The sequence below is a fragment of the Mannheimia kashgarensis genome (assembly GCF_041807705.1).
In the GTDB taxonomy this organism is placed as follows: Bacteria; Pseudomonadota; Gammaproteobacteria; order Enterobacterales; family Pasteurellaceae; genus Mannheimia.
The window spans coordinates 29,992-43,984 of the sequence record NZ_JBGTYY010000019.1 but is presented as its reverse complement, the minus strand read 5'-3'; the positions used below and the strand labels follow the sequence as shown (position 1 = coordinate 43,984).

12 protein-coding genes and 1 pseudogene are annotated in these 13,993 nt (G+C 35.5%); 7 read left to right on the top strand and 6 right to left on the bottom strand.

Going from position 1 to position 13,993, the window contains the following annotated elements; all coding sequences use genetic code 11:
* The first annotated feature begins 163 nt into the window (after positions 1–163).
* Positions 164–2,359 carry a YccS family putative transporter gene (yccS, locus tag ACERCF_RS08550; RefSeq protein ID WP_373625313.1) on the top strand — a complete coding sequence of 732 codons (2,196 nt, stop codon included), beginning with the start codon at positions 164–166 and terminating at the stop codon, positions 2,357–2,359.
* Between the two features lie 51 nt (positions 2,360–2,410).
* Here yccS and ACERCF_RS08545 read toward each other — a convergent pair whose 3' ends face one another.
* Entirely contained in the window at positions 2,411–3,652 is a 1,242-nt protein-coding gene (locus tag ACERCF_RS08545) for a PqiA/YebS family transporter subunit (RefSeq protein WP_373611795.1), read from the bottom strand.
* A gap of 286 nt (positions 3,653–3,938) precedes the next feature.
* Between ACERCF_RS08545 and ilvC the strand changes: the two genes are divergently transcribed.
* Positions 3,939–5,420, top strand: coding sequence for a ketol-acid reductoisomerase (gene ilvC / locus ACERCF_RS08540; protein ID WP_373625312.1), 1,482 nt, complete (start codon positions 3,939–3,941; stop codon positions 5,418–5,420).
* 334 nt (positions 5,421–5,754) lie between these two features.
* On the opposite strand, the gene ACERCF_RS08535 is transcribed toward ilvC, so the two are convergent.
* The 5 genes from ACERCF_RS08535 to ACERCF_RS08515 form a co-directional block, all read right to left on the bottom strand.
* Positions 5,755–6,891 (bottom strand): IS1595 family transposase, encoded by a 1,137-nt coding sequence (locus ACERCF_RS08535; RefSeq protein WP_373625311.1) that lies wholly within the window; start codon positions 6,889–6,891, stop codon positions 5,755–5,757.
* 321 nt (positions 6,892–7,212) lie between these two features.
* Positions 7,213–8,295, bottom strand: a complete 1,083-nt coding sequence (locus ACERCF_RS08530; protein ID WP_373625310.1) for a restriction endonuclease subunit S — start codon at positions 8,293–8,295, stop codon at positions 7,213–7,215.
* The gene (locus tag ACERCF_RS08525) at positions 8,283–10,385 is read right to left on the bottom strand and encodes an HsdM family class I SAM-dependent methyltransferase (RefSeq protein WP_373625309.1); all 2,103 of its coding nucleotides are present in this window, start codon (positions 10,383–10,385) and stop codon (positions 8,283–8,285) included. The genes ACERCF_RS08530 and ACERCF_RS08525 overlap by 13 nt, the downstream gene beginning before the upstream one ends.
* Entirely contained in the window at positions 10,375–10,569 is a 195-nt protein-coding gene (locus ACERCF_RS08520) for a hypothetical protein (protein WP_373625308.1), read from the bottom strand. Before ACERCF_RS08520 ends, ACERCF_RS08525 begins: the two co-directional genes overlap by 11 nt.
* Before the next feature lie 35 nt (positions 10,570–10,604).
* Positions 10,605–10,937 (bottom strand): helix-turn-helix domain-containing protein, encoded by a 333-nt coding sequence (locus ACERCF_RS08515; RefSeq protein ID WP_373625307.1) that lies wholly within the window; start codon positions 10,935–10,937, stop codon positions 10,605–10,607.
* Positions 10,938–11,068: 131 nt separating this feature from the next.
* Between ACERCF_RS08515 and ACERCF_RS08510 the strand changes: the two genes are divergently transcribed.
* The 5 genes and pseudogenes from ACERCF_RS08510 (at position 11,069) to ACERCF_RS08485 (ending at position 13,990) form a co-directional block, all read left to right on the top strand.
* Positions 11,069–12,106 (top strand): IS1595 family transposase, encoded by a 1,038-nt coding sequence (locus ACERCF_RS08510; protein ID WP_373625306.1) that lies wholly within the window; start codon positions 11,069–11,071, stop codon positions 12,104–12,106.
* A 4-nt stretch (positions 12,107–12,110) separates the two neighbouring features.
* Positions 12,111–12,560: a hypothetical protein gene (locus ACERCF_RS08505; protein ID WP_373625305.1), complete on the top strand. Its 450-nt coding sequence runs from the start codon at positions 12,111–12,113 to the stop codon at positions 12,558–12,560.
* A gap of 163 nt (positions 12,561–12,723) precedes the next feature.
* Positions 12,724–12,855 (top strand): annotated as a pseudogene (locus ACERCF_RS08495) (hypothetical protein); the annotation flags it as partial.
* 51 nt (positions 12,856–12,906) lie between these two features.
* Complete coding sequence (locus ACERCF_RS08490) at positions 12,907–13,680, top strand: type II toxin-antitoxin system RnlA family toxin (protein ID WP_373625303.1); 774 nt, start codon at positions 12,907–12,909, stop codon at positions 13,678–13,680.
* 1 nt (position 13,681) lies between these two features.
* Complete coding sequence (locus tag ACERCF_RS08485) at positions 13,682–13,990, top strand: type II toxin-antitoxin system RnlB family antitoxin (RefSeq protein ID WP_148363072.1); 309 nt, start codon at positions 13,682–13,684, stop codon at positions 13,988–13,990.
* Positions 13,991–13,993 lie beyond the last annotated feature (3 nt).

Genomic DNA, 13,993 nt, shown 5'->3' with positions numbered 1-13,993 from the left:
TTTTTGTGATGAAAGTTATCGGCTCTCTAAGCTACACAACGAAGTGCTTTCAAGGGACGAGACGAGATGCCGATAACGGGTTGTGTTGCTTAGTTTAACTCATTTGAGATATACAAGGGGCGGGTTCAGTGCCCGCTCGTAAATAAAAATTTGCAAATAAAATATGAACAAATTTTTTAAAAACCTGCAAAACAGTTGGCTTTCAGAAAGTGTGATTAAAACCTTGCCGATGTTTATTTCGCTCAATATTGCAGCGGTAAGCATTTGGCAGCTTGGCATTTCACACTTTGCAATGCCGCTGGTGTTAGGCATTATTGCAGGTGGTTTGGTTGATTTAGACAATAGCCTTATTGGGCGAGCGAAAAATCTGATTATCAGCCTAGTGGCATTTTCGCTCTCCTCCATTGGGGCAAGTCTTTCTCTGTATTTAGGCTGGCTTTTTATGCCTGTGCTGATGATAGGAACGTTCTTTCTAGTAATGCTTGGAGCAGTTGGGCAGCGTTATAGTACCATCGCTTTCGGCACGCTGATTGTAGCCGTTTATAACAGCTTAACCTATACCTCTGAAGTATTGTGGTATAATAATGTGGTAATGATTCTGCTCGGCACATTGTTATATGGTTTAGTAGGGATTTTAGTCTATCTGATTTTCCCAAACCGAACGGTGCAAGAAAATTTAGCTTCTGCTTACCTCGCCTTAAGCCACTATTTGCTGGCAAAGTCTGCCTATTTTGACCCCGATGACGACGATCTCAACGCCAAACAGCTTGCCCTTGCCAAAGCGAATAGTGAAGTAATGGCAGCCTTTGATAAAACTCGAGTGTCATTATTTTATCGGTTAAGACGACAACACAAACAGCAACGTACACAACGAATGTTGCGTTACTATTTTACCGCTCAAGATATTTTAGAACGAGCGAGTTCCAGCCACTATCAATATCACGAACTGTTCCAACAATTAAGCAATAGCGATTTAATGTTCCGTTTTCAGCGAGTGATGGAATTACAAGCGATGGCGTGCCAAAAAATTGCGGTGGCGTTACGCCATCGAGAACAGTATGAACACAGCGTGCGTGGCGAAAAAGCCTTGCAGGGGCTGCTTAACTCTTTGGCGTATCATCAAGAACGAGGCTTAAAAAGCATTTACCGATGGGAATCCGTTGCGGAGAATTTAGCTAATATTGAACGTCAATTAGCTCAAATTGAGCAAGGGGCAAGTCGTTCAGAGCATATTGAGCCATTAAGTAAAAATTTCACAAAATCTAACCGCTTGGTAGCCGAAAATATTACGGGTTTAGACAATATTATCCAAGCGATTAAAGGGCATTTAACCTTTGAATCTCAACTGTTCCGCCACGCCGTTCGCCTTTCGATTGTGGTGCTTTTATGTAGTGCTATCGTGCCGCTTTTAGGCTTCGACAACAAAGGCTATTGGATTTTGCTCACTGCGGTTTTTGTCTGCCAGCCTAACTATACGGCAACCAAAACTCGCTTAATCTACCGTGTGATCGGCACAATTTTTGGCGTAATCGTGGGTGGAATGTTTGAGTTGTTTAATGTAACGCTCAGTCCGGAAGCTCAGCTTGGTATTATTGTATTGGCAGGCTCTCTTTATACTTTTTTCCGTTTAGTTCATTACGGTTTCTCGACTTTCTACATTACTGTGCTAGTAATGATGAGTCTTGATATTGCAGGTGTAAGTGTTGAAAGTGGAGTGTCTGCTCGGCTATTAGACACTTTATTAGGAACAGCCATTGCGTGGTTAGCTGTAACATTTTTATGGCCAGACTGGAAATACCTCAATCTGCAAAAGAATTTGCATAATAGCCTGAAAGCCAGCGGAAATTATTTACGGCACATTATTGCTCAACTCCAATTTGGCTATAACGAGCAACTGCCTTATCGCATCGCTCGCCGTGATGTACACAATCATTTATCGGCATTAAGCAATACGATTACCAATATGTACAGCGAGCCACAAAAGTACGCCAATGATTTAGCCTTCGCCCCGAAATTATTAGGCATCGGCTATACCTTGCTAGGTTATATTTCAACATTAGGAGCTTACCGCATCGCTAGCCGTGAAATTAACCGACAAGTGGATTTTTCCGCAATGTTCTTTTCACACGGACGAGAAGTAGCAAATATTATCGACAAAATCGCCGACGACAGCCGTTCATTTGCAAAATTATCGGAAAAATTGACCGCTATCGACCAAGACCTCGCCCAATTCGAGCAAGAACACCAGCAAAAACAAGATGAGTTAGCGTTGGTTTTGATTCAACAACTGAGGTTGATTACTCAGCTATTGCCACAGCTGCAGAGTTTGTTGAGGGTGGAATTACAGAATCAAATTTAATTAAATGCGGACAGGCACAGGACCCGTCCCCGTCCGAAAAATCTTGAATTATTATGATCGAGCTTTCTCATTATCATAATGAATCTTCCACAACATTCGGGCATCTAAATTAGCCGAAGCGAACATTGTCAAAAAGACCGCTGCACCAAAATAGAATGCGGCTTCCCCTACAGAGAAACTTAAGATTTGCCCTCGTTCAAGTAAAGACATCATCAACGAAAGTACAAATAAATCAAGCATCGACCAACGTCCAACGAAGTGAACATAGTGGAGAAGTTTCATTTGTAAGTGAATCGGGTGTTTCCATTTGTAGTGAATAGCAAGCAGTAGATATAAAATAATCGTAATTTTACTGACAGGCACAGCAATACTGGCAATAAACACGATGGCGGCAACCGTATAGCTGCCCATTTCCATAAATAAAATCACCCCTGACATTAATGAATCCCCCGAAGTTTGCCCCACCATTTCAGTCAAAGAGATCGGGAAAATATTTGCAGGGATCATCATAATTGTCCCTGCAATTAAACACGCCCATACTCGTTGAATTTTAGTATTATCGGCAACCGATAAATTGCTCTCGCAACGAGGGCAGCGTTGTTGCCCTTTCAGATCCAAAATGGTTTCATCAAAACAGTATTCGCAAGTAGGACAAAGTGTTGGTTTGCTTGCATGATCGAAAGGTAGCGAATGATATTCAGGGTAAAATCTTTCCCACGCTTGCTTAGGCTCTATTTTGATAAAAAGCAGTGTAGTTAAGATCACAACCAAGACAAAAGCAAGAATATTAATATCAAAAGAGAGATCTGCATAATCTCGAATTTTAAATGCGGCAACGGCGAGGGCAACTAAATACACATCAAGCATCACCCATTCTTTGATTTTGGTAAGGAAAATCAACGTATAACGTGGGCGTTGGCGGAGTATGCGTTGCAGCTGAATAGTGAGAATTAACAGCACGAATGCCACCGGCATGATAACGGCACACACTAATACCATAAATGCAGTGTAAGGATAGCCTGAGGTCGCCATTTTCCAAATACCGTCCCATACGGTTGCATTGATTTTCACACCAAGTAAATCAATGCTAAGTAGCGGAAAGCTAAGTGCGAAGGGGAGCAAAATTAAAATGGCTAGTGCTAAAAATGCGCTACGATGTAAGCTCCAGGTATTGCCTTTTCGTATAACATTATTACAAACAGGGCAAAGGAAGTCTCCTTTTTCGCTCAACGGAACTCTCACACTTTGTCCGCATTCAAGGCAGGTTTGTAGAATGATGCTTTTTATCTTCATTTGTATATATATCTTCTGTGAATTTAAGTAGTTATTTTCTACTTTATGACAGAGATTGCAAGCGGTTACAAAAAGCATCGCTTTTTGAACATTGGCTTTGCCAACGGCAGTGAAGCTATGAACACCCCTTACAAAGGGTTATGAATAAATTTTCAAAAATTTGCAAAATGATAATTCGTTGCGTATTTTGCAATATTAAATACTAATATTTTCAATTTACGCAATAATGCTTTAGTGTATAATCACTTCAAATATCATTCATTGACTCATTATAAGGATCAAACAAATGTCTAACTATTTCAACACATTAAATTTACGTCAAAAATTAGATCAATTAGGATGCTGCCGTTTTATGGACCGTAACGAATTTGCAGATGGTTGCGATTTTTTAAAAGGCAAAAAAGTGGTTATTGTAGGTTGTGGTGCGCAAGGTTTAAACCAAGGTTTAAATATGCGTGATTCGGGCTTAGATATTGCTTATGCCTTGCGTGCAGAAGCAATTGCGGAAAAACGTGCATCATTTAAACGTGCTTCAGAAAATGGTTTCGTAGTAGGTACCTACGAGCAATTAATTCCGGAAGCTGATTTAGTGATTAACTTAACGCCAGACAAACAGCACTCAAAAGTAGTGGCTGATGTAATGCCATTAATGAAACAAGGTGCGGCATTCGGTTATTCACACGGTTTTAACATCGTTGAAGAAGGTGAGCAAATCCGCCCGGATTTAACGGTTGTAATGACAGCACCAAAATGCCCGGGTACAGAAGTGCGTGAAGAATACAAACGTGGTTTTGGTGTGCCTACATTAATCGCCGTTCACCCTGAAAACGATCCGAAAGGCGAAGGTTTAGCGATTGCGAAAGCGTGGGCAAGTGCAACCGGTGGTGATCGTGCAGGTGTGTTAGAGTCTTCATTCGTGGCTGAAGTAAAATCAGACTTAATGGGTGAGCAAACCATTCTTTGTGGTATGTTACAAGCAGGTTCAATCGTATGCTATGACAAATTAGTGGCAGAAGGTAAAGATCCAGCTTACGCAGGTAAGTTAATCCAATTCGGTTGGGAAACCATCACTGAAGCGTTAAAACAAGGCGGTATCACATTAATGATGGATCGCTTATCTAACAGTGCGAAATTGCGTGCATTCGAGCTTTCTGAGCAAATCAAAGAAGAATTAGCGTTCTTATTTGAAAAACATATGGACGATATCATCAGCGGCGAGTTTTCATCAACAATGATGGCTGACTGGGCAAATGGCGATGCTAACCTATTAAAATGGCGTGAAGAAACAGGCAAAACTGCCTTTGAAAACGCCCCACAAGCAGACGGCATCAAAATTTCTGAACAAGAATACTTTGATAATGGTGTGTTAATGGTTGCAATGGTTAAAGCGGGTGTTGAATTAGCCTTTGATACGATGGTTTCAGCAGGTATCTACGAAGAGTCTGCATACTATGAATCACTACACGAATTACCATTAATTGCAAATACGATTGCTCGTAAACGTTTATATGAAATGAACGTGGTAATTTCAGACACAGCTGAATACGGTAACTACCTATTCTCACACGTTGCAAAACCGATTTTAGCGGAAAAAATTATCCCAACTTTAGAGAAAGGCGATTTAGGTGAACCAACGCCAGCGGTTGAAATCGACAACATAACATTACGTGATGTAAACGATGCAATCCGTAACCATCCAATCGAGTTAATCGGTCAAGAATTACGTGGTTATATGACGGATATGAAACGTATTTCATCTCAAGGTTAATTTGATTACGCTATGGGCAAATGGTGATTTGCCCCTACAAGCGGTCAGATTTTCGGAAAATTTTGCAAAAGTGCGGTAGAATAACCCGGTATTATGTAGCAGTTGCACAAAGTCCGAAAATTGACTAATTTACCGCATAAATTTGAATGCCTTTCCGAATGAAAATTGTGAAAGGCATTTCTTTTACCTCAAATTCTAACTTCAACCTCGCAATTTTTCACATTAAATTTCCATTTTTTTAAACTCAAGGCATAGCTATTCCGCTCAACCTTCATTCAGGTAAGCTATTTCTTTCTATATAATTCTATCTAAGTCTATTAACGCCTATACGATTCTATGCTGCCATCAGAATTTCATCGTATGCAGCTTGTTCTTCAAGTCGCTTAAAGTATTGTGATGAAATTTCGTTAGGTGCAAAGGCTTTCATACCGAGAAGCTCACCTTCACGATGATTTCCTTGCCAGTAACCGATCCACTCTTTGAGCGGCAATACCCATAAGCAACGTTTGAGGACATCTTCAAAGAGTTCCCCATTTGATTTACGGCGGTTATCTGAAAAGAATGCAGCTTGATTAGCATAATGTAAGGCATATTTATTATCGGTTTTATGATGTGTGCCACGCATTAAATCACGCATTCTGGCATTAAAGGATTCTGCTAGATTGTTGTTTACACCTTTCGCACTATAAGCCTCTTGATGATTCACCGACCAACGGGTGTAGTGAAAATCAAGACTTTTATAAGCAGGGTTTTCATCACACATAATATCACTGCCTGCTTTCACAAAGCGTTGATTCAATGCAAAAACAGTATCCGCATTTTCGGTGTAATCCATTGCAACAATGGTACGATTTGCTCCAGATATATTACTATCATTTGCAGCACGTTGTGTAATAGCGAATAGACAACGTTTAGTCGTTCTAAATTTAGGATATTTGCGACCTTTCTCATCGGCTTTTTGACGTTGTTTATGATTGTTTTTACGAAAATTAGTTGGACGCAAGGTAAAGTTGATCCACATTCCATCTTCGTGAATTTCGCCTGACAATGAACTTAAATCGCGCGTTTTAAATAAAGCTTCTCGAACTTTCCCACAAAGTACAAATGCCGTTTTGTAGTTCAAATTAAGATGACGACTAACATCAATCGCACTAATGCCTTTTGAGCTATTTACCATCATTAAGATGACAGCAAGAATATCGACTAAATCAACTTTATGAAAGGCAAAGGCTGTATTCGTTGTAATATAAAAATGGCGTTTGCAATGTTTACAACACCAACGTTTACGAGAAGGAAGGAAATAGGCTTCGTGGCGAATACCACAATGCGGACAGCATACATCACGAACATTATCAGGGTTTCCCCAGCGATGAGTTTTTAACAGGTGAAAAGCATCTTCTTCTGTAAGGCGTAAAATATCTTTTAAATTGATGTTTTTTGATTTGCTTGAAAGTAAATAATGTTGAGCCATTGCGAATTTCCTTTGTGTAGTACAAGGCATCCGAGATTTGCTAAACGCCAGACACAAAAAATCGCCCATCTGAAAAATCAGATCGGCTCAAAGCGTTTATGCCTCGAATACCGTTACCCACAAGGAACTTGTGGAAGGCTCATTAAAAATGAGTGAAATTGCGATTGTTAAAACAAGAAATTTACAAGATGAAATTTGCTGCCACCTAAACAATTGCTCGCACACATAATTAATATGTGCTAATTGGTGATTGAATAAAGTTGTATTCTTTGACTAATTATATAATTTAGTAGATTCTCGTCCTTTAGTAAATTCAAGCCATTAAAAACTAATTTCAGTAGATAAAAGCTCACTAACTTTATCATTTAATTGTTTTTTTATTTCTAATATATTAAAATGCTTTTTGGAAACCTCTCTCATTTCATCTAAACAATAGTCACCATTACTATCTATAGGTATTGAAATCTTAACATTATCGATCATTCGTGGTGTTAATTTTGAAAACTCATTTTTATTATTAATGCCTTTTCTACCTTTTGATAGATTTCTTAATATTGGCTCTAAAATATATACAACGTAATCTAAATCGATATCAAATGTTTTAGGTGTTAAAATTACTCTATCTGCATTTATAGAAAAACATCCCTCTATTATTTTTGTAACTCCAGCAATACCATTTATTGATATTGAAACATAACGACCATCATAGTCGTAAGTATTCATATACCCTAAAGGCTCATCATTTGCGGCAGAATAAATAGGGTATTCCCCTGCATTTTGCTTACAATAATTCTTTGTATATAGACTATTTCCTCTAGTTACATAAAAAAGTTTATGAATGGGTTCATTTATATAATTATATTTATCAGAATGAGGTATTTTCACATCAATTCTATTGATATAATTTTGTCTATCTTCAAGCTCTTTCTTTTTAATCTCTATAGACTTATATTTACTAATAATTAGATTTTGTGATTCAATATCGTAGTTCCCATTATCATCAATAGGAACTTCAATTAATAATCCTTTAATATTTCTCCACGATAATGATGGGACATCACCTTTCTTTTTATGGAGAAAAAATATAGGTTGAAGAATATATTTAAAATACTCTAATACCAAATTTTCAACTTTAGGTATTAGAATTGCTCTATGCCCCCCAACATTATGTTTACCATGTAATACTTTCAAAGTACCTGCGTATTCTCCATCTGTTGAATATGTTAAGTTTTCACAGTCATAATCATAAGAATCAATAAATCCAAAATGCCCAATTGTTGTTCCAGTGAAAACTTCGTAATCACCACTATGCTGATTACAATATGTTTTAGTATATTTGCTATTTCCTCTTTTACAATCAAATAGTTTTTCTAGCGTTATACTTTTATAGTTTAATTTAGCCATTCAATTTCTTCCTTAAAATCTTTTAGAGTTGAGATCATATCTGATAATAGATCTTGAAACTCTGTAGGACTTACAAAAGTTTTAGCTTTTTTTAAACCAATTTCAACTTTTTCTTCTTCTGTCCACCAATTTTCGATTATCCAAGACTTGTCAGAGTCAAACTCATCAATTGGTATCAATTTTAGTTTACGATCATCTTCAATATAAGATTTAATTGGCTCAATAAGCTCTTTTTTATTAAAGTTTTTAAAAAAGTTATATTTTATAGCGGCTTCTTTTAAGTCATTATCGTCTATATCAAACCTATAAGAATCTAGACTTTCACCAATAGAGTTAGCTATATATGTAAAAACTGGATAATCTTGTTTTGCATGTTCATTTATTTCTTGATGTGTTTTCTTTCTTATAGTAAGAATATATGTTTTTTTAGGTGTATTAAAGAATGCACCAACAGGTAGTGAAATAATATTTTCTATAAAGAAATTATTTAACATATATTTCTTTAGATTATGATTTATATAATTAGAGAATATTCCATCCGGTAATACAACTGATGCGACCCCGTTATGTGATAAAGACTTCATTATCCACTCTAAAAATAAACTTTCAACTCCTCCTCCGTTTAATTTATATTTATCAGTCTCTTTAGCTGAATCCATCATTGGTTTGGACTGAAAATATGGAGGGTTTGCTAATATTATATCGTATTTATTTTCTTCAAGATTTGATAAAGTACCTAACATAGTTTTATGTAAATTAAAAGTTTTGTTCAATAATTCATTAGCAATATTTTTAACATCTTGTAATGAGTTATTATCTTGAAATAGTTGCGAAAAATAAATAAGCATGTTGGCTTTAGCTAAAATAATAGTTAAATCATCTTTATCTGACATCATTTTATCAAAGCCATAAAGTTCTATCTTACTTTTCAGTTCACCATCATGATAACTGTAAAGATCTTGTATTTTTGTTTCAACAGATTCGAGAAGAAACTTTCCAACACCACAAGCAGGATCACAGATTTTCATACCTTCCTTTATATCGACCATTGAAACCATTTCATTAACAATCTTTAATGGAGTAAAAAACTGCCCCATATTAGAAGTTTCATTTGAATTTTTCATAAATGTTTCAAATAGTTTTGATTTAAAGTCATTTGATATCCTTAAAAATTTCCCATTATTTTTTTCATAGCGTTCAAATTCTTCAATAACTTGTTTAAATATTTTATCAGTATCATCAATACTGATGTATTCATTATAATCACCTCGTTCAACATGAAATACTTGTCCATTAATAATACTGGTCCCATCCTTACCTTCTGGAAACAAAGTTTTCATAGTCTCCCTTGCTCCATCAATATATTTTCCTAAAACATCAGCATCAGTTGTAACTGGATTCTCTCTTTTATATTCATTAGAGTACATTTTAGATATATAAGAAAAAGAGTTTTCTCCTTTTAATACACCAATATCAGACAAGTATTTAAATAAGAATAATTCAACAAATGTATAGAGTGACTTCTTTGATGATGCAAATGTTAGGTTAACTAAAATTCTATTTATCTTTACTGCTAAATCGGTTGGATCTAACTCTTCCTTTTTTAATATCTTATCATTATCATTACTAATAGATTGGCTAATATCATTTATTAATTTAGCTATTTGTTTGGCGTTTTCTTTTGGCTTTATTTGTAAATCAACGATATTCCCATCTTCATCTAATATAGGATTACCAGTATTTGGGTTAACCCAAATAAATCTATCTCCATCATTTACTACATAAATCAGAGCATTAACAGCTTTAGCTACATCAATTTCTTGATTTATTGCATTTGATATGTCTTTATTTGTTTTGAATTTATTAGGATGCTTCTGTTCACAATATATAACGATATTTTTATGGTTATCAATAATCAATACATCAGGTTTTTTTCTTAATAAATTTCTACTTATTGAAAAATTTTTTATGTATTTTGACTTCATTAAGCTTGAGATCGTAGTTGAACCTAAGCTAAAACATTCATATTTATCAAGAATATGAACGCTATGAGAAAACAATTCATTTTGTATTAGTTGCTCAGATTTCATTAACAACCTCCCAAAATAAATTTGCAAGGTTGATATTGAGGGGATAAGCTACTTGTAGGCTTGTAGGCTTGTAGGCTTGTAGGCTTGTAGGCTTGTAGGCTTGTAGGCTTGTAGGCTTGTAGGCTTGTAGGCTTGTAGGCTTGTAGGCTTGTAGGCTTGTAGGCTTGTAGGCTTGTAGGGACATTTTTGTTCCTTATTGAGTTAGTGTCAAATTAGTATTTATTGTTTTTCTGATATTTCTTTAAAAGAAATAGCAAAGGCATCCTTTAAATTTTTAGGCATAGCACGATAGTCTGCAATCAGCTTTTCTTCTTGCTCTGAGATAGTATTTTTTTGCATTACAGCTTGAAACATCTCACCTTCACCACTCACGAGCCAATTTAAATTTACTCCCGCTTTAGCAATGCCTGACATTCCTTCTGCATTAGGTTCACGTTCACCACCGATATAACCCTGCATCGTACGATAAGCTATTCCTGCCTGTTCTGCGAAGTCTGTAATTTTCCAATTTTTAGCTTCACAAACTTGTCTTAATCTTTCTGATATACACATTTGAGCGTTCCATTTTCAATTTACAATTGACAAATTACGCAAATGAGCGTATATTTGTTTTGAATTCAAACGCATTTTATCACGTTTGAGCATATTTAAAATCTCTATTAACATAAATTTTAAACAAGACGATGACCCAGCATTTCTTACTTTCTAGCAAAGCTCGCACGCTTTCTTCTTACGAGATTGCACAACTCTCGGAAGAAGATGCGTATGATTTGCTTTGTGAATTAAGATGGGGTGGAAAAGAATTTATCACTTGTCCTAAATGTGGAGTGCAACATAAGCCTTATTATATTTCTACACGTAAACAATGGCGCTGCAAACATTGTAATCATACTTTCAGTGTCACTTCTGGCACCATTTTTGCCAATCGCAAGAAACCGATTAAGGTTTATCTTTATGCTTTAATGGAATGGGTAAATGCCGTCAAAGGCTTATCTTCCCTTCAATTAGCACGTAATGCAAAACTTAATCCTCACACGGCATTTGTTTTATCACATAAATTCCGCAAGGCATTAGTGGAAAGTCGTGATATAAAACCCCTTTCAGGTGTAGTGGATATGGATGGTACTTATGTTCATCCTGCACCACGTAAAGCAAATAAGAAATCTGACCGTATTGACTATCGCTTAAAGGAAAATCAGAATCCTGATAAACGTTGTGTCATGGTTGCACGTGAGCATTATTCGTCAGAAGAAAAAGCCAGTAATGCGCTGCATTGTGGGGCAAAACGCTCTCACGTTTTTGTGGCACATACGGAATCGCAATCGGTAGTGAAAAATTTTGCCGATAAATTCATTAAACCGAATACGCAAATCAATACCGATGAAAGTACGGCTTATGATGTCTTGTTACCTTACTATAATTTGAGAACTGTAAACCATAAGGAAGAATATCGCAGCGATTTAGGTGTAACAAACAATCAGGCAGAAAGTTTGTTCAGTCGTTTCAAACGTATGTACTACGGACAAGTTCACCGAATTAGTAATGAATACCTACTTAACTATGCTAATGAAATTGCGTACCGTGAGGACAATCGCCGTACCTCAAATAAAGCGCAGTTTATTGATGTATTAAGCCGATGTTTGAAAACATCCAACGATAACAATGAATGGTGCGGTTATTGGCAACGAAAAATTATTCATCAAGAAGTGATTTGGCAGTAGATATATGGCATACAACCTAGATAAGAAGCTCAAAGAATTTGAGTTTGAACGTAAACAGGTATTACATCATCTAGCCTTACTTGATGCAAACATTGCCACATTAAAACGTGCTATTGAGCTTACTCAGCAGGAAAGTGATATAGCACTTTATAATACGGAAAACTTTGTGTACCGTTCCAAATATAAACTCTTTAAAGGTAAAATCCGCAAGTACATCGTACAAATGATGAGAGAAGCACCCAATAAAGCCTTTACAATTGCCGAACTCACTCAGCGCATTTTTGATATTGAACAAAATCCTGATACACCGTCTGAAAAGCACCTTGATTCCGTTCGTAAACAACTGAATGAGTTTTACAAAAGAGAATGGATTGATAGTATTAATCTAGGTTATATGAAGTATTTAAGAAAGCAACCTTTATTTTGTTGTTTTTGTGTGCAAAATCAAAGATAATGACTAGATAGTTTTACTTGATATTATTATGTAATTAGTTGCAGTATATAATGTGTGATAGAAATCAATTTAAGGATCTAAATTTAGACAGAGAGCAATTAGAAAGCTGTTTAAAACAATTTTGTCAGTCTAGACAAGCTACACCAGAGTTAGTAGAGGATAAATCATCAAAATTGTTTATAAAATCATTAAAGCTGGTATCGAGCCAGCTCGCATAGTTTTTCATCTAAAAACTAATGGAACGACGACTATTCAAGTCAGTGAAGGAAAGAATAAAGAGTTAAATATAGAAGTTGCTGAATATATTAGATTAAATTTATGTCAAAATGAAATATCTAGTCTAAATATGTCTATTTCAGGTATTAATGCTAGTATCATTGATTTAATATTAGATGAGATTGAGTCTATTAGAGAAAAAAACGATGTTATAGTTGAGTCAAAACAAATAGCTGGCGGTACGTTATACCAATTAAAATCCTTAACATTTAACGATCAACTTAATATTTCTTTTTATCCATCAAATAATCGATTACTAATTCAGGGCAGACCTTTATCTTGCTATAAAATAGTAGCTTATGCTCTTTCTATGGAAATAGATACTGATACTCTAGCTAAAATTCTTTATAAAAAAGATGAACTTGATAAAGTTATTGTAAGAACAGAAATTTCTGAAGATTTACTAAGAATGAAGTTATGTAAATCATACGATAAGTTACCAAACCTGATTAGAAATCTTCTAGTATCAAGCTATTGTGTTAAGGCTGCCTCGCCCCACTTACTTGAATATTCAATGCTTACATATTGTGAATTAAGAGCTTTAGAAGGTGTCATCAAAGCAAAATTTCTTGAAAATGGAATAGTGGAAATACCAAATAATATTGGAGAATTATTTAACTGTACAGCTACCCCTATTACTTTAAATACAGATATTTTAATTAGGCATGCTAAGTTAAATGGTATACGCTCAAGTCTTGAACAAGCTTATGCTTATTATAGACAGCGGAGGCATTCTTTATTTCACATGGAGGGATTTACTGAGGCAACTGCCAAAGTAAATTCATTGCAGGAAGCGTTAAATATAGGCGATAAAGTTTATGCACTAATAGAGAATCTTTATTAAAATGTTATTTACAATAGATATTTATACTACTCAATCAGGGAATAACCTCGTTGTATGTACTGGAACAGATTACCTGAATCCTTTTTCTTTGTTAAAAGAAATTAAGGAAGAGTGGGTTCGTACCCATAATTCAGCACCTACAGAAATGCTTTTTGATATGTATTATACTAATGGTGATTCTGATAATAGATTTGCAAGAATATCTTTTGATGGTAAATCATTTAACCCCAATACTTTTTCTATCGTGTCACCCCAAAATATTGATAGAGAGATAGTTTATCTACAAAATAAAAAATTCCAAAGTTTATAATAA